This is a genomic window from Photobacterium sp. ABD4_091, from assembly GCF_056160145.1.
Genome location: NZ_JBSWWQ010000008.1, coordinates 1 through 17,705, shown reverse-complemented (window position 1 = coordinate 17,705; position 17,705 = coordinate 1). Strand labels below are relative to the sequence as shown.

Below are 17,705 nucleotides of genomic sequence, written 5' to 3'. Positions count from 1 at the left end.
TGATGAAGCGTTCACCTCTCAAATCATCGGAAAGCCGCCGCCGTTTCCTTCGGGATGCCGCGCGAACGGCTGTGGGTGTGGGAGCGGCAGCGACCGTACTCGGACTACAGAGCAAACAGAGCCAGGCTGACAGCAGCGGGGTGCCGATAAGGCCACCGGGTGCGTTGCCTGAGCCTGAATTTTTGCAGGCTTGCTTGCGCTGTGGGTTATGCGTTCAGGCGTGTCCTTACGATACCTTGAAGCTGGCAAGCTTGTTGTCGCCAGTGGCATCTGGGACGCCGTATTTTACCGCCCGAACGATTCCGTGTGAGATGTGTGAAGACATTCCCTGTGTGGAAGCTTGCCCAAGTGGCGCGCTGGATCATGGCCTGACCGATATCGATGATGCCCGGATGGGAACCGCGGTATTGATTGACCATGAAACCTGCCTCAACTGGTTGGGTTTGCGCTGTGATGTTTGCCACCGGGTTTGTCCGCTGATTGATGAAGCGATCACTCTCGAGCCCATCCGCAACCAACGTACCGGCTACCATGCCAAGTTTATCCCGACGGTGCATTCCGATGTTTGTACCGGCTGTGGTAAATGCGAGCAAGCCTGTGTGCTGGACGAAGCGGCAATCAAAGTTGTGCCGACGGCATTAGCCAAAGGTGAACTTGGTCACCACTACCGCCTGGGTTGGGAAGAAAAGGCCAAGAAAGGGGAAAGCCTGATCCCTGAGGATCTGACTTTGCCTGCCCACAAGCCGGGTAACAGTGGAGGAGGTCAGTAATGGCTAAGCATTTGGCAAAAGACGCCGGCAAGGCAGCAACTGCCTCGCTCGGCTGGTGGAAAGCCCACCGCTTCTTGCTGCTGCGCCGCAGCTGCCAGTTGCTGATCATCGCCTTGTTCATGATCGGCCCGACACTGGGGGTACTGCGTGGCAATTTGTCGGCAAGCACATTGTTCGACACGGTGCCGCTAACTGACCCGTTGATCTTGCTGCAAACCATAGCCGCCGGCCACTGGCCTGAGCTGGCAGCCCTGCTTGGCGGTGCCATTGTGGCGGGCTTCTATGCCCTGCTGGCACCTCGGGTGTTCTGTGCTTGGGTGTGCCCGCTCAACATGGTAACGGATCTGGCTGCTTGGCTTCGCCGAAAGCTGGGGATCAAGCTCAGTTACCGCTGGCCTTCGAGCCTGCGTTACTGGTTGTTGCCAGTGCTGCTAATTGGCAGTGCGGTATCGGGCACAGTGCTGTGGAGCTGGATTGACCCGGTTGCGGCATTGCACCGAGGTTTGGTGTTCGGTATGGGCGCGGGTTGGGTGCTGATCTTGCTGGTGTTCTTGCTTGACCTGGTATTGGTTGAGCATGGCTGGTGTGGTCATTTATGCCCGCTTGGCGCGACTTATGGGGTGATTGGCCGTAAGAGCCTGGTTCGTATTACCGCGACCAACCGCGAAGCCTGCAACAAGTGCATGGATTGCTTCAACGTGTGCCCCGAGCCAGAAGTGCTGAGGCAACCGCTCAAAGGCGGGGATCGCAAGGTGATGAGCCAAGACTGTATCAGTTGTGGACGCTGTATCGATGTCTGTTCCGAGGAAGTATTGGAATTTAAAATAAGAATTGGAGCCAATAAAAATGAAGGGTAAGTATGTTGTGTCTGCGCTGCTGGCGGCTGTCGTGAGCCTAGCAGCATTTGCAGAAGTTACCTCGTTACGTGGCGCGCAGGAAATAGGGGATACCAATACCGTTGCGCCCATCAAGCCGGTGCCAAAAATGCAAGATAAACTGGCCTTGGAATTTGTTCACCAACCCCCTTTGATCCCGCACTCAACGGAAATGGTGCAGATCAACCCAAGCAACAATGGCTGCTTGCAATGCCATGATGTCGACAAGTACCGCAGGACAGGCGCCCCGAGGGTTAGCCCAACGCACTACATGGATAGCAACAACAAGATCCTGAGTGACGTCGCCCCTCGCCGTTACTTCTGTTTGCAGTGCCATGTATCGCAGGCCGATGCCGCGCCGCTGGTAGAAAATACCTTTAAACCGGCTGGTAAGTTCGGCCAATAGGAGGGGCTATGAAGAGTCAACGACCTGGAATCATCCGGCGTTTTTGGCAGTGGTTCAGAAAGCCCAGCCACTTTGCGATTGGCACAGTCCTGACCGTGGGTGTGGTTGCAGGTGTCATCCTATGGGGCGGGTTTAACACTGCAATGGAGTACAGCAACACCGAAAGTTTCTGTATCGGTTGTCATGAGATGGAGAACAACGTCTACCAAGAGTATGTTGGAACCGTTCATTACAACAACAGCAGCGGTGTCAGGGCGACCTGTCCGGATTGCCACGTTCCCAAAGAGTGGGCACCGAAAATGGTGCGCAAGATCCAAGCCTCGAAAGAACTGTATGCCAAAGCACTGGGTATTGTCGATACTCCACAGAAGTTCGAGGATCACCGGTTTGAAATGGCCTCCCGTGAGTGGGCGCGCATGAAAGCCAATGATTCTCAGGAGTGCCGTAACTGCCATAACTTTGAATACATGGATTTCAGCACCCAGAAGTCGGTCGCAGCCGGTATTCATAGCCGGGCAATCGAAGACGGTAATACCTGTATAGATTGCCATAAGGGTATCGCCCACCAACTACCGAAAGGTCATCAAATCGAAAGTGCAATCTAACGTAAACTGATAATAAACCCCATTGGGCTTGGAAAAGTATAATGGGGTTTAGTTAATTATTTATCAGTACTTCCAATCCATGCCGAGCATAATGCGGTGGTTATCACGCTCGTCTGTTTGGTTACGCTCATACTGCGAGTAGTTGTATTCCACGCCAAGCGTCAGGGTTGGTTTTATAGCCCAGAGCAAATTGGCCATAGCAAACTGGGTAGATGTAAAGGTGTCGTGCTCCAACTCATCTTGCCAATCTAGCGCTTCTGTTGACACCTTGCTATAAGCAAATACTGATTTCAGGCTAGGTTGCCATTTTCGGGTATAAGATACCATCACGCTTTCTGCCTCTCTGAGGTCAATGGCTCCTGCTTTAGCATTCCATGTTGGGCCGGTACTGTTAAGACCAAGCAGGTAGCGGTCAGTGCCTTCACCTCGGTAGGTTAAAATAGAGATCCTATCATTGTTGGTGAAATCCCAGCCGCCAGAAAGCTGAACACCATACCCAGACTCTTTGTACTCTTTATCTTGGTAGGTGAGTCGGAGCTGATTGAATAGTGCTGTGGCTCTGAACCAAGCGTTTTCATTGGTCCATTCGCCCCCTAGGGCGATATCGGGTATGGCACCCGAGCTATCGATTTTATCCTCGAAATCGTTTTGAATATCATCATTGGTGCTGCTTTCTAGTGCAATATCATATTTAACTGCCCCCAGTTGCTGAGACCATCTTATTTGTGGTTGGCGTTTAAAAGCGGCACCACTGACTGTCGCTTCCGCCAGTGACTGAGGGATATTACGCATATCCATGAACGTTGACCAAGTTTGGCCAGCAAGCAATTGCCCATTTTCTGTTGACCAAGCAACATAGGCTTCACGCAGGCGTGGTGACATGCCACCATCATTATTGGCGTTGAAATCTAACACCACGTGCGAATGAATATTTGAGCCATCATCAAAGGTTTGCGCGGCACCAAATTTAATATCTGAAAGTGAAGCGTCTATTTTGGTATCGTTATTCGTACTTTTATTAAATAGACTATTACCAGGAATATTGATGCCAGCTCCGGCTGTGTCGGTGTCGTGAATCATGATGGTTTTGATTGAACCGCCAAAACTGAAATCAATATCGGATGTTGTGCTAGCGGCATAGCCTGAAGTACTTATTAGCGCAAGGCTACAAAAAAATGAGAGTCGTTTAATATTCATCGCTTTAATTATTCTTCACTAAAAAAAGCCACCGCTAAAATAGAGGTGGCTTGAAATATAAAATTGCATCTAGTTAGAAGTAATGGCGAACACCAAGCCAGGCTTGGGTTTCCCAATCACCACCTAAATCAGTTCCGTTAACTTCAAGGTCTGATTTTGTAAAGTCATAGCGGGTGTTGAGCCACCATGTACGGGCACTGTTTAGTGGCACATTAATGGAAGCTTTAACGGATAGATTTTGCATTTCAATCTCGTCACCAGAGAGGTCTTGCCATTCTGGAACAATTGAAAGGTATGAGCCGCCGTCACCAAGGTAGATGGCTGTAATGAGCCCTAGGCTGTAACCGGTTAGGTCATCTTTGCTTTCCATACCTGCAACTTCCATGCTACCAGTCATGTAGCCGGCACGAGGGAAGACAAGCAGCCCACCAGTATAAGCTGGGTTAATCGCGGCAACAGCACCGATAGACAACAAGTCGTTTTTCACTGAGCTGGTACGAGTATTTACATAATCGAGTGAAGCACCCACTTTAGGCAATGTTGAAGATCCAGTGTTGAATACATGGAAGTACTGGGTACGTGATGTTTGGTAATCAAAACCAAACTTGTCTTCGTCATTATCTTTGTTGTCGAATGTAGCTTCACTCAATAGAGCAAATTGTTGACCGTTTTCCAGGCCACCTGCAATTTGACCCTGCCATTGAAATTCAGAGTTACCACTGAACATCAATGCTGACTGAGTGTATACCTTAGTTACGTCAGCAGGATCGATAACCTGCTCTTCTTCAGCGATTACAGGTGCAGCAAGGCTTGCTGCAAGTGGAGCTAATAAAGCAAACTTTTTCATTTTATTTTCTCAGTTTGCTTCGTCCTTGAAGCGATATTCCATAATGGAGTGGATTAGCCACAGCGTGTTATTCGTTGTGGCTAACAAGTTGTCCTAACTTGTCAAGCGAGGAGTTATTTATCAGCCATTAGTTTGGCTGCTTGGCGCATGAAGTTTGGTGCTTTGAACTCACCGTAACCTGAGTGGTATGGGTTAGTTGAGAAAACAACGCCAACAAAGTCACGGTTAGGGTCAACATAAATGTACTGACCTAGGTTGCCACTTTTCGCCATCGCACCATCTTCAAAGATGAAGTCAAACTGGTAAGACTGAGCAATAGATGCTTCGCCAGCAGAGCTTATTGAGCTTTTTTGTTTTGTGGTATCGGTGTGAGAGTCAGGGTTACCACTCGTTAGGATACGATCAATAACGGCTTGTGATACAACAGGCTCGGTTGCCGCTGCTTCCCAGCTTGGTGTGAACAGCATACCGTAGCGAGCCATATCTTCGACTGTTGTTAGCATTAGGCCAACGGCAATCGCCATACCGTCAGGCGTTTGGTTGAATAGTGCTGGTTGGCGCGCGGTCATCTTGCCCCAAACACGTTCTTCAAATACTTGAGTAAACGTTGCACCTTCTAGGTTTTCGATCATCTTGGTAAGAACAATGGTGTTCATTGATGCATAGCTAAAACGTGTGCCCGCTGGTTCGTCAGCTTTTTTCTCCGTGTCTTTTGCAACATCGACCCAGCTTTCAAGTTTACCTGTGCTAAAGCGTGGTGAACCGAATGCTGCGGCAAAGAAACGAACAACTGGCGAATCAGGGTTAAGGATAGATTCAAGCGTTTCCTCATTATCGAAGCCGGTCGCATGGTTAAGGACATTAAGCACGGTTACGTCATCCCAAACTGTGCCTTTTAGCTCTGGCACATAGTTTGACATTGGCTTGCTTGGGTCAACCTTACCTTCTTCTACCAACTGGGCAACGATAAGGCCAACGGTAGTTTTTGCTGCTGATGCCCATACGTGGCGGTCGGTTGGTTCCATACCTGGGTAGGCTTCATAAACAATTTTACCTTCATGGATCAGCATGAAGCCTTGGGTGCGAAAAGCAGGATCAGCAAGGTATTCATCCAGTGTTAGCTCACCTTTAGCCTGCGTTTCAACAGTGAGTTTGCTAAGTTCTGGGTTAATCGCCTTAATCAGTGGCTTATACTCTTCGTTAGGCGAAGCAATAGCGGTAGGCATGAACTCATTCATGCTTTTATGGTAATAAAGCGCGTGGTCACCACCCATTTGCCAATGGAAGTTATTGAAGTTGGCGCGAGCGGCGTCGACAAATTCAGGTGAGAACTGACCTTTAGCTGCTGCGACTGGCAGTTCAACCATTGCGCCTTCAGCTTTTAGAGCAGCTTCAACAGGGTTTTCTGCAGTGGCTTCACTTGAGCTAAATGCGTAAGACGTTGGAAGAATTAACGTAGAGGCCAGTAGGGCAATGGCTTTAAGTTTCATAAGTATCTCCTTGTTTAGATGTGGAGATTATATTTTTCTTACAAAATGCCTATAGGTCAGATGGCGACATTAGAGAGTGCCTATATCTTTATATTTTATGTTTGTTTTATTTGTCACAAATAATAATAAACCACCCGGTTTAAAAGGGTGGTTTATTATTTTAACGGCTGTATATAAGCTTAACGGTTTTATTGTTTAGCTTAATGTAAGCTGAATATATATCGTGTTATTTAGCAGGGTTTATTTACTCAATTAATCAAGGCAAATCTCTCGTGGTTTATTACCCTTGATTTTTTCACGAAGTCGCTGGAAGAGCGCGTAAAAGCCCGGTGTGATAACGGTGCCAAGCACCAGCACACATAAAATACCGCCAAGCAGCGTTAAGCCAGTGCCTGTTTGGGCCACTGAGCCAGGGCCTGAAGCAAATGCAAGCGGTACAATACCCAGAATAAAAGACCATGATGTCATATTCACCGCGCGGAAACGCATGGTTCCCCCTTTTTCTGCCGCTTCTTCGATCGACAAGCCGTTCTCTTCATGTTGTGTTTTTGCAAATTCAACGATCAAGATGGCATTTTTCGCACCAATAGTGATCAGTAGGATCAAACCAATTTGACCGTACAGCGTCATTGCCAAACCTGTCGAAACAAGTGCAATGTATGCCCCTAATGCTGCCGTTGGGGCGGCAATAATAATGGCTGCCGGCAATGCCCATGATTCGTACTGTGCAACGAGGAATAGGTAAATAAAGATCATCGCGAAGATGAACGCATAAACAATGGCATTACCCGCGAGTTTTTCTTGTAGCGCCATGGTTGTCCACTCGTAGCTGTACCCGGTTGACAATGAATCGGCAGAGATAGCTTCCACTGCAGCCATTGCCTGACCAGAAGAATAGCCGGGGGCTGGGGCTATAAATATTTTAACCGCAGATAGCATGTTGTATTTAGAGGTAACATCTGCCTCCAAGCGTGTCTCTACATTGACAACCGCTGACAATGGCAGCATTTCACCAGAGGTAGATTTCACGTGAATATTGGTCAAATCTTCAATATCAACGCGCTGTTCGGCCTTCGCCTGCAAGGTAACGTAGAATGTATTGCCCCATAAAGAGAAATCACCACCACGAGAGGTTGCAAGATAAGTCATGATGGTGTCGTTAATGGCTGTTACCGACACACCATACTGACGCGCCTTCTCGCGATCCACATCAATAAAGTAATGCGGTACGTTGGCACGGAATAGGGTATACGCTGCCGCAATTTCAGGCGCGGCATTCAATTCGGCAATCAGGTTGTTCGCCGATTGCGCCAACTCGGTTTGAGGTACACCTGTGCTGTTTTGCAACATGTATTCTAGGTTGGTACCTGAACCAATCCCCGAGATTGCAGGCGGTGCAATGGTCATGGCAATACCTTCAACAATACCGCTCAATGCTGCATTCAAACGCTGTTGAACGTCGAATACGGTGTTGTTGCCTTCAAGTTGCTTACGCTCCTCCCAAGGCTTTAGCGCGATAAACATCGTCGCATTGTTTGGTTGGATAGAAAGCGTAATGGCACTAAAACCACTGGCTCCGCCAACAAGCTCAACAGCAGGGTCTGCCGAGATGATTGCAACGGCTTGGTCAACTACAGCATCAGTACGGTTAAGTGAAGCACCGTCAGGCAACTGAACCAGAGCTAACATCGCGCCTTTATCTTCAGGCTCGACGAAGGCGTTTGGCACGTAGCTATTGAGTATATAGGTTGCGCCGATTGTACCGCCGAAAATAATCAGCAGTACTGAGGTTTTGCGAACGACAAGGCTGACGGCTTTACCGTATACACGGGTGACTTTGTCTAACCCACGGTTGAATGCGATAAACCATTTCGCGGGCTTTTCAACTTTCATCACCAGCGAACAAATGGCAGGTGACAGTGTCAGTGCGTTGATGGCAGAAATGATTAGCGAGATACACAGCGTAATACTGAACTGCGAGAACATGACACCTGTAATTCCCGGCAGTAAGCTAATCGGCACAAATACCGCCAGCATGACTAAGGTCGATGCAACGATAGGGCCTGTCACTTCCTGCATCGCAATATAGGTTGCTTTAGGAGCAGAAAACGCCGGGTTTTCTTTCATTACTCGCTCAACGTTTTCAATAACCAGAATCGCGTTATCGACCACGATACCGATGGCGAGGATCATACCAAACATAGTGATGGTATTGATAGTAAAGCCAAAGGCATCCATGAAGAAGAATGACCCAACAAGGGATACCGGAATAGCAACCGCAGGTGCAATGGTCGCACGGATACTACCTAGGAAAAGGTAAGTAACCAAAATAACTAGGATGACCGCAATAACTAAGGTTTTAGTGACCGCTGAAATTGAATCAGACACAAACTCAGTGACATCAAACGGGAAGGCAAAAGCGACATCGTCTGGAAGTTGCAGCGACGATAGTAGGTCTTTGACGGCTTGGCCTGTTTCCAGCGCATTGGCACCAGGAGCAAGTGAGATAGTCATCAGAGCCGCTGGTTGTCCATTAAGCATGGTTGTTGTTTCGTAGCGATTGTCGCCCAGTTCAATATCCGCAATGTCACGAAGGTAGATGTTTGAGCTGTCTGCTTCAGTGCGAATGATGATATTTTCAAAATCTTCAACCGTTTCCAGACGCCCTTGGCTAAGCAGCGGGATCTGAAGCATGCTGTGCGCGTTCAATGGACCGGCACCCAGCTTACCTACCGGGAACTGACTGTTTTGGTCGGCAATGGCCTGGCGGACTTCGGCTGGCGTGATACTCAATGCTGTCATTTGATGAACATCGAGCCATACGCGCATTGCATACTCAGTGCCCAATGGCGTCATATCACCTACACCGTCGATTCGAGAAAGGCGGTCAACCATATTGAGTGTCATCCAGTTATCGAGGTATTGACGGTCATAGCTTTGTTCAGGTGAATACAAGGCAATCGCCATTAGCGTATCAGACGAAGCTTTTTTTACTCGCACGCCTAGGTTGTTAACGATAGGAGGCAGTGCCGGAAGGGCAGCAGCAACACGGTTCTGAACATTAACTTGCGCTAAATCCGGGTCGGTACCAATTTCAAAAGTAACTTTAAGGATGTAGGTACCGTCATTGGCCGAGCGCGAGTCCATGTATAGCATGCCATCAACACCGTTAACCTCTTTTTCAATCGGTGCGGCAATGACTTGCTCAATAGTTTCAGCACTTGCCCCAGGATATAAGCCAACAACGTTGATCACTGGCGGGGTGATTTCTGGGTATTCGGAGATCGGCATCAGTTTAATTGCGATGGCGCCAATCAACGTCAGCACAATCGAGATCACCAATGCAAACTTGGGTCTATGAATGAAAAATCTGCTTAGCATGCTTATTTCTCTTTTTGTACGTGAACAAATGCATCAGGGCGAACTCGCATTAGTCCGTCGGTAATCACTTGATTACCGGCTTCAATGCCATCAGTGATAAAGACTTGGCCTTTGCTGCGTTGCGACACCTTAATATCGCGGCGAACAGCGGTACTGTTATGCTCATTGATGATATAAACATATTGAATGGTTAAGTCTTGAACGAGCGCAGATTCAGGAATCCAAAACCCTTGTTGTGGCTTGGCATGCTCAACGATGACGTGAGTGACTTTATGGGGTTTGAAGCCGTATTCACTATTATCAAAGCTTGCTGAAATTTGGATCGTTCCTGCTGTAGGGTTCACTTTATTCGCGACATAGTTAACTTGGGTTGGGGTATGGGTATCACGCAAGCGAACGTTGTGGTTTTCTGGGGTGTTTAAGCCGTATGACTTATATGCGTTGTAATCCATGTTGAACGTCACGTTCATTGGCGATAGCTGGATGATATCAATCAAAGCCCCCGTTGCCGGAGAGACGAGATCACCTTGTGAAAAGCGTGCTTTGCCTAGTTGACCGTCGTACGGTGCAGTCACAATGGTTGAAGCCAAATCGTAGGCTGCTTTTTCAAGGTTGACTTCTGCCGCGCTAAGCCCTGCTTTAGCAGAATCTAGCTGAGATTGGGCAAGCTCTAAATCAGATTGAGTTGAACCACCCGGACCTTGCAATTGTACAACGCGGTCGAAGTGAAGTTCTGCACTCTTATGTGCTGCTTTTGCTTGGCTGACGTTGGCTTGCGCAAGGTTATGGTTTTGGCGGTAAATGGTGTCATCAAGTTTGAAAAGCACATCGCCTTTGGTGACCAAAGTTCCGTCTTCAGCTTGTTGTTCAACAATATACCCAGTGACACGAGGTGTAATTTGAGTGTGAGCTTGAGGTTCAAATTTAGCCACATAGTTTTTTGTCGGGTTGACACTCGTCAACGTCGCTTCCATAGCATTGACTGCAACACCTTTTGCATTCACTGCACCTGAAACTGCCATTGCGATAATGCACAGCGAACGGACATTTTTAGCCATTTGTCACCTCATTAGATTTCGTATTTTGAATGGTTTCTGCACTTTCGATACTGGCGTTTAAAGCTGTGATGTCTTGCTCTGAAATTTCACCAGCTAAGAATTTGATTAATAGAGCGCCTTCAATGAAGGCGAAATAAGCGTTAAATAACTCAGATTCCGAAGCATAGTAGTCACGAGTTGCATCTAGCACTTCGCTCATGTTTCTGGCTCCCAGTTCATAACCACGCTGGACTGAAACCAGAGCCTTGCTTTGGGAGTTAACCGTTTTCTCAAAAGCATCGATTTGCATCATGGCTGATTCCGCTTGTCTTACCGCAAATCGCACGTTTTGGTAGGTCTGGCGGCGGGATTCTTCTTGGATCTGATATGCAATGTCTAGCTCGGTATTGGCGATATCCACAAACGCTGAAAGTGTAGAGCCAGTGTAGATTGGCATATTCATGACAAGCGCCACTTCAGCCGATGTCAGACTTTCGTTAGCCTCGATAGGCTGGCCTGAAGCTGTTGACTTGACGTCGCCATTAAAGCGTTGGTTTAGCCTTGCAACTAACGACAGCTGTGGTTTATGTCCTGCTTGCGCTCTTGTGACTTCCAGCTTAGATTTTTCAATCGTGATGCCTGCCAATTGGATATCACGGTTGTTTTGCATCGCGGCGTCTAACCAAGAAGCCCCTGTTTCTGAACTGGGTAACTGCGGTGAAAATCGTTCTACTTTTAAAGGCTGCACAGTAGCGAATTCATGACCAGAAAGCGTTTGCAATGAATCTAACGACAATTGATAGGCTGTTTCAGCGTTAATGACGGCGACTTGCGATTGATCGCGACGGGCTTGAGCTTGCAAGAGGTCAATTTCAGAGGAAATCCCTGCTTGGTTTCGGCGCTGGGTAATCTCAAGGTATTCGACTAATGCCTTTTCATTGGCCTTGGCGTTATCCAATTGCGACTTAGTACGCAGTACATCAAAATAAGCCTTCGTCGTACGGTAGATAAGTGCTTCATGTGCTTTGGAAACCAGTACCGAGGCACTCTCATTATTTTTATCTGCAATGGCAATACCTGCTTGCACCGCAGGTGTATAAATTGCTTGTCGCAAATTGATGCCAACATTGCCCATTGTGCCGCTACCACCATATGTTGATTCAATTTCATCAGAATCAAAAAAAGCAGAGGCATTGAAATAAGCGTTAATTTGAGGAAGGAGTTGACCTTTTTGACCATCAATGGCAAAACTTGATTGCTGTTCGGTAAGAACCGCAATATTCAGTAATGCATCGTTTTGTAATGCCAATTGGTAGAGGTTCTCGAGGTCGGTGCTTTCATATTGGCTGGCATTTGCGCCAAAGGAAAGTATACCGAGAAGTAGAGTGCATAGTTGTTTATTCATTTATTGCTGCCAAGTAAAAAGAACACAGAGTTTAATTTGTGAAACATCAATGTATTGTTTGGCTTCTCAGCCTGAGCGCAGCAAGAGTAAAACATTGCCTTTTCTGCGGTAGGTCAGTTAGCGACATGAAATAGGTCAGTTAGCGACATAAGCGTAGAGTTATGAGCTGAAACAATATTACCGAGCTGTTCTAAACTAAAATTGCAACCTCATCATTTACTACTTATAAATAGCCCTGAAAATTAATATGAAATCCACCTCGTCCACAACTGACATCTTACTGACGTCATCGATGAATATTTGGCCGTTTATCGAGTACTGTGAAAAAAACGGTCTGGATTGGAAGGCGGTGGCACAAGAGTGTGGGTTACCGGTTGATCTGATGGACAATCAGCACTGGTTGCCGACCAGAGACTTGATGTTGTTCTTGTTTGGCTTGGAGCAGCGATATGGCTATCTCGTCGGGATCGAAATTGGTCGTTTTGTGTCGATTAGGCAGCTGTCACCCGACATTGACGATAAAATTCAGCAATGCCGAGATTTATCCGAAGGGATACAAATGCTGGTGGCTGAACTGCCTAAATTAAGCAACCATGTGATTATTTGGACGGAATGGATTGATGGCCAGTGGTGGCTTTGCCATCGTAGTGCCTATCGTGAATATACACCGGGCTTTGAACAAGCAGAGTGGTTTAGGACGCTGGCAATGGTTAACTTTTGTCGTCGCTTCATCGAAGGTGTTTGGCAGCCTCAGCAGGCAATGCTGGTTTCAACCGGTAACAATGCAGACAAGTTGCCGTTATCTTTTCATAAAACACAGATTGAGTATGACAAGCCATTTGGTGGCTTTACGATTCCTCTGCCTGCCGATTTTCATCAAATACCCGAACAAGTGACCAAAGCGGACTGGCACCAGTCTGTGTGCAAACTTATCCAGACCTATGCACCACTGCCTTGGTTCAATATCAAGTGGTTCTCGCAACTGTTGGGTATGACACCAAGAACCCTGCAGCGCAACCTTAGTCTCGAAGGACTGGCTTTCAGAGAGCTTCGCGATGCGGCAAGGCGCGATCTTGCTAAAAAACTGCTGGCACAAGGTGAGCACAGTACCCAGGAAGTGGCTTGGCAAGTGGGGTACGACGATCTCAGCAATTTCAACCGAGCCTTCAAGAATTGGACGGGTGAGACCGCACCCGCTTACCGAAGAAAAGTGCAGGCAGGCGAGGTCCAATATTGATCCTCACGGTTACTGGCTATTGGAAATTCTAATAGCGTCTATTTCTCTAATTATCTGGCTTTTTATTTATGCTTTCTCCGTCCTATAACGGAGAAAATTCATGAAAAGCAATAATAAATTTATGAAAAGTGCGTTGGCACTTTCCATAGCCACAGCAGCCTCTGCGGTGGCATTCCCTGCGCTTGCTGATAGCCCGAATATCGTTGCCATTATGGTTGATGATGTTGCCCCGATGGACTTATCGGTGTACCACCGTGGTTTAGGCGCTATTAAGACCCCTAATATTGACCGTATTGCCCAGCACGGATTGATGATCAGCGATTATTATGCCCAGAGCAGTTCCACGGCAGGGCGGGCCGCCTTTATTACTGGTCAGTATCCATTCCGTTCGGGCTTAACGTCGGTCGGGCAACCAGGCTCGAAGCTGGGGTTAAAAAAAGAAACACCGACTATCGCAGAATTATTGAAGCAGAAAGGTTACGCCACTGTGCATGTGGGCAAGTCGCACCTTGGTGATAACAACAGCCACCTGCCTACCGTCCATGGTTTTGATGAATTCTATGGCTTCTTGTACCACCTTAATGTCATGGAAATGCCTGAGCAACCGGAATTTCCACAAGACCCTAACTTCGTTGGGGTGCCGCGCAATGTGCTTCATTCCACTGCCAGCGATACATTTGATAAAACCGAAGATCCCCGCTTCGGTGTAGTGGGTAAACAGAAAGTTACCGACAAAGGTGCGCTTGGCCAAGAGCGCATGAAGCAAATCGATGAGGAGTTCCTTAAATTTGCGACTGATTGGCTTGATGGCCATGAATCAAGCAACGATGAGCAGCCTTATTTCATGTGGTACAACCCATCGCGGATGCACACTATTACCCATGTGAGCGACGATTATGAAGGGGCGAGTCAGACATCGACTTACTACGATGCATTGATTCAGCTTGATGATCAGGTAGGTGTCTTACTCGATAAGCTGGAATCGTTAGGTGAACTTGATAACACCATCATCATGTTTACCTCTGATAACGGTGTGAATACCGATCACTGGCCAGATGCTGGCGCAGCATCGTTCAGAGGCCAAAAAGGAACAACCTGGGATGGTGGCTTCCGCGTTCCTATGCTGGTCAGCTGGCCAGAGAAATTCCCGCAGGGTGAATATGTCGATGGCCTGATGTCTGCCGAGGACTGGCTGCCCACCTTGCTAGCGGCTGCCGGTGAGCCTGACATCAAACAAGAGTTGCTTGATGGCAAGGACATCGAAGGTGTTGAACGTGTGGCTCATATCGATGGTTACAACCAGATGGACATGCTTGCCAACGGTGGTGAGAGTAATCGCCATGAATTCTTCTTCTACAACGAAACCGATCTTAATGCTGTTCGCGTGAATCAATGGAAGGTGCATTTAAAGACCAAGACGACGTGGACGGAGCCAGCGAAAGAATGGCCATTCGGGGTTCTGCTCAATATCAAAGCTGACCCTTACGAGCGTACCCCGGATACCCATGGTTGGTATCACTGGATGAAACAAAAATCGTGGGTATTACCTGAGTTCTACCAAGCGATTGGCAAGTACCAGAAGTCGCTAAAAGAATACCCGCCAGTGCAAAAGGGCACGGGGATCGGTATGGGTAACGACACCATTGTGGAGTAGGTTTCTTATGATGAAAAAAACAATGACAAAAACCGCGATTGCCACCATGTTGGCTTTATCAGGCACTATGGCGACCATACCTTGTGTCGCTGCCGTCGACAGCACTATCGTCACCACCCAACAAGCGCTAGAAAACGAGAGCTATGTGTTGGGAATTAATGCCTACATGTGGGGTTCAACATTAGTTCGCATGGAGCAGATTACACGCCAGTACAGTGACGTTTCAGCTCCACAGCCTGATACCAGTTACCGTGGCCCGCTCAATGAGTTCGGTCATGCCCGTCGACTAAGCACACCCGCCGACGCAGATATGCCAACGGCCAACCGGGATACCTTGTATTCGAGTGCGGTACTCGATCTAAGCCAAGGACCTCTTGTGTTGTCAGTACCTGATGTGACCGACCGTTACTATGTGATCAACATGTTTGATATGTGGCATAACCTGTTTCAATACGTAGGAACACGTGAAACTGGCTCGCTGGAGAAAGAGATTTTGATCGTGCCACCAGGTTGGAAGGCTGATAGCGAGATCCCTCGGGAGTTGAATATCGTTGAGGCGCCAACCAGCAAAGTCTGGCTGTGGGGTCGTACACAGGTAATGGGAGAAGATGATTATGTTGCCGCCCATGCCATCCAAGATCAGTACACGTTAACGCCTTTGACTGAGTACATGGGCGGGGAATCACTTCAGCCTCTACCGTTGTCGCCACGTCCCGGCAGTGCTGATGATCCTTTGCGCTTCTATGTTGAACTTGGCGAATACCTAAAAGCGAACCCGGTCGATGAGCGCCAGCAAGCCATGCTGGGCCAACTCAATAAAATTGGCATCAGCGAGCAGGGGTTTGAGCGCAGCGAATTGAGTGACTCAACGATCGCTGCCATGGTGAAAGCAATAGAAGACGGCCAGAAAATGGTGATGGCGCAGCAGGCCAACCCTGCGGCGTTGGAGATCAAAGACGGCTGGGTTTATGCCTTCAATCTAGATGGTTTCGGTGACGATAGTGCCATGCGTTCGCTGATCGCTCATCCGTATCTTGGCGGGCAAGGTGCCAAGGAAGCTGTTTACCCAATGGCAGCCATGGACAAAAACGGCAAGCCGCTGACGGGCAAAAACAGCTACACCATGAAATTTGATGGTGAGCCGCCGGTTGATGCGTTCTGGTCGGTAACAGTTTACGACGCTAAGTCTAAATTGCTGATTGATAACCCAATCAACCGCTATAGCTTAAACAACCAGTCTGATCTCAAGAAGGCTGCCGATGGCTCGTTTGAAATTACCTTCGCCCATGACAAGCCGTCGGGTGACACTAACTGGCTGCCAACGCCAGAAGAAGGTTTCTACGTTCTGACGCGTTTGTATATCCCTTCTAAGTCCGTTCTTAATATGAACTGGACGGTTCCTGGTATTGAGAAACAATAATCCCTCACTAACAGATGCTTGCTGATTTCAGTAAGCATCTGCCTTTGGAGTCAATATGACCATTGCGTTGCCTTACAGTCTATCAATCAAACCTGTCGGTTCTTCGTGCAACCTCGATTGTAGCTATTGCTACTATCTGCAGCATCAGTCTGGCAGTGAGAAAAAGATGGATTTGGAGATGGCAGAAGCGCTTATTAAAAACCACATCCTATCTCAACCCGTCACGAACGAGGTGGTGGACTTTATTTGGCATGGCGGAGAGCCCCTGCTTCGCGGTAGAGACTTCTATCAACAGATTATTGCCCTGCAAGATAAATGGTCAAACAATAAGCGTATCGTCAATACCATTCAAACTAATGGTACATTGATCAACAAGCGATGGGCTGAGTTCTTTAAACAACACAATATCATGGTCGGAGTGAGTATCGATGGCCCCAACGTGTTGAATGATATTGCCCGCATTGACTGTAATGGTGAATCAAGTTTTGAGAGGACAATGCGTGGGATCCGGTTGCTGCGTGATTATAAGGTCGAGTTTAATACCCTGACGGTCATCAACAATCGGACTTACCGTTCAGGTAAACAGATCTATGAATTCCTCAAAAATAACGGCAGCCACTATTTGCAGTTCCAGCCATGTATTGATCATGAACTCGACAGGCGTTCAGACTATGATTGGTCGTTATCTGGCATGCAGTGGGGACAATTCTTATGTGATGTCTTCGATGAGTGGTGCAAGCGTGATATAGGTAAAATCTATGTGCAGTTTTTTGAAAACTGCCTAATGATTTTGATGGGGCAACCCAGCCAGATGTGTCACCATGCCCAAACATGTGGCCAGCAACTGATGGCCGAAGTTGGCGGTCAGGTGTATAGCTGTGATCACTTTGGCTACGAAAAATACCAGTTAGGGAATATCCTCCATCAATTATTGGCTGAGATGGTGATGAGTCCAGCACAGATGCAATTTGGTCAGGCCAAACACAACTCACTGGGGCGAGAATGTAAAACGTGCGATTTCTTGCCGTTGTGTAATGGCGGCTGCCCGAAAAACCGGACGTTAACATCGGCGGACAATTTGCCGCTAAATCAGCTGTGCCAAGGCTATAAGATGTTTTTCAACTATGCCTTACCAAGGTTGCTGAAAATGGTTGATGTCATGAAAGCCGGTTACCCAGCACAGTATTACTCGCTATTTTAATCTATATTAAGCGGTTCCTTGGTATAGAGATGTAAAATGAGCAAAGACTATAATCTTCTACGTTTGCTGGTGGTGTTATATGAAACCCGCCAGACGGTAACAGCGGCAAAGAAATTAAACGTAAGCCAGCCAACAGTCAGCCTTATGCTCAAAAAACTTCGCGAACAATTTAATGATGAA

15 protein-coding genes are annotated in these 17,705 nt (G+C 47.7%); 9 read left to right on the top strand and 6 right to left on the bottom strand.

Annotated elements, in window-relative coordinates:
- The first annotated feature begins 2 nt into the window (after positions 1–2).
- Genes napG through napC form a run of 4 tightly spaced genes read left to right on the top strand, consistent with a single transcriptional unit; the run spans position 3 to position 2,656 of the window.
- Entirely contained in the window at positions 3–770 is a 768-nt protein-coding gene (napG, locus tag ACXAGQ_RS28255; RefSeq protein WP_475258502.1) for a ferredoxin-type protein NapG, read from the top strand.
- On the top strand, positions 770–1,627 hold the full coding sequence (napH, locus tag ACXAGQ_RS28250) for a quinol dehydrogenase ferredoxin subunit NapH (protein WP_475258500.1): 858 nt from the start codon (positions 770–772) through the stop codon (positions 1,625–1,627). The genes napG and napH overlap by 1 nt, the downstream gene beginning before the upstream one ends.
- Positions 1,617–2,051, top strand: coding sequence for a nitrate reductase cytochrome c-type subunit (locus ACXAGQ_RS28245; RefSeq protein WP_475258498.1), 435 nt, complete (start codon positions 1,617–1,619; stop codon positions 2,049–2,051). Before napH ends, ACXAGQ_RS28245 begins: the two co-directional genes overlap by 11 nt.
- 8 nt (positions 2,052–2,059) lie before the next feature.
- On the top strand, positions 2,060–2,656 hold the full coding sequence (napC, locus tag ACXAGQ_RS28240) for a cytochrome c-type protein NapC (protein WP_475258497.1): 597 nt from the start codon (positions 2,060–2,062) through the stop codon (positions 2,654–2,656).
- Positions 2,657–2,719: 63 nt separating this feature from the next.
- Here the strand turns inward: napC and ACXAGQ_RS28235 are convergent, their stop codons facing one another.
- From ACXAGQ_RS28235 to ACXAGQ_RS28210, 6 genes are all read right to left on the bottom strand, one after another.
- The gene (locus tag ACXAGQ_RS28235) at positions 2,720–3,853 is read right to left on the bottom strand and encodes a DcaP family trimeric outer membrane transporter (protein ID WP_475258496.1); all 1,134 of its coding nucleotides are present in this window, start codon (positions 3,851–3,853) and stop codon (positions 2,720–2,722) included.
- A gap of 73 nt (positions 3,854–3,926) precedes the next feature.
- Entirely contained in the window at positions 3,927–4,700 is a 774-nt protein-coding gene (locus ACXAGQ_RS28230) for a hypothetical protein (RefSeq protein WP_475258495.1), read from the bottom strand.
- A 113-nt stretch (positions 4,701–4,813) separates the two neighbouring features.
- A complete protein-coding gene (locus ACXAGQ_RS28225) occupies positions 4,814–6,190 on the bottom strand; it encodes a serine hydrolase domain-containing protein (RefSeq protein ID WP_475258494.1) in 1,377 nt (458 codons plus the stop codon).
- 252 nt (positions 6,191–6,442) lie between these two features.
- Complete coding sequence (locus ACXAGQ_RS28220) at positions 6,443–9,571, bottom strand: efflux RND transporter permease subunit (protein WP_475258492.1); 3,129 nt, start codon at positions 9,569–9,571, stop codon at positions 6,443–6,445.
- A gap of 2 nt (positions 9,572–9,573) precedes the next feature.
- Positions 9,574–10,629, bottom strand: coding sequence for an efflux RND transporter periplasmic adaptor subunit (locus ACXAGQ_RS28215; protein WP_475258491.1), 1,056 nt, complete (start codon positions 10,627–10,629; stop codon positions 9,574–9,576).
- Positions 10,622–12,013, bottom strand: a complete 1,392-nt coding sequence (locus ACXAGQ_RS28210) for a TolC family protein (RefSeq protein WP_475258489.1) — start codon at positions 12,011–12,013, stop codon at positions 10,622–10,624. Before ACXAGQ_RS28210 ends, ACXAGQ_RS28215 begins: the two co-directional genes overlap by 8 nt.
- Before the next feature lie 247 nt (positions 12,014–12,260).
- On the opposite strand from ACXAGQ_RS28210, the gene ACXAGQ_RS28205 reads away from it, so the two are divergent.
- From ACXAGQ_RS28205 to ACXAGQ_RS28185, 5 genes are all read left to right on the top strand, one after another.
- Positions 12,261–13,250: a helix-turn-helix domain-containing protein gene (locus ACXAGQ_RS28205; RefSeq protein ID WP_475258487.1), complete on the top strand. Its 990-nt coding sequence runs from the start codon at positions 12,261–12,263 to the stop codon at positions 13,248–13,250.
- Positions 13,251–13,350: 100 nt separating this feature from the next.
- The gene (locus ACXAGQ_RS28200) at positions 13,351–14,904 is read left to right on the top strand and encodes a sulfatase-like hydrolase/transferase (RefSeq protein ID WP_475258485.1); all 1,554 of its coding nucleotides are present in this window, start codon (positions 13,351–13,353) and stop codon (positions 14,902–14,904) included.
- 7 nt (positions 14,905–14,911) lie between these two features.
- Entirely contained in the window at positions 14,912–16,324 is a 1,413-nt protein-coding gene (locus tag ACXAGQ_RS28195; RefSeq protein ID WP_475258484.1) for a DUF1254 domain-containing protein, read from the top strand.
- 55 nt (positions 16,325–16,379) lie between these two features.
- Complete coding sequence (locus tag ACXAGQ_RS28190; protein WP_475258482.1) at positions 16,380–17,525, top strand: anaerobic sulfatase maturase; 1,146 nt, start codon at positions 16,380–16,382, stop codon at positions 17,523–17,525.
- Between the two features lie 36 nt (positions 17,526–17,561).
- A partial coding sequence (locus ACXAGQ_RS28185; RefSeq protein WP_475258551.1) for a helix-turn-helix domain-containing protein occupies positions 17,562–17,705 on the top strand: 144 nt, incomplete at its 3' end.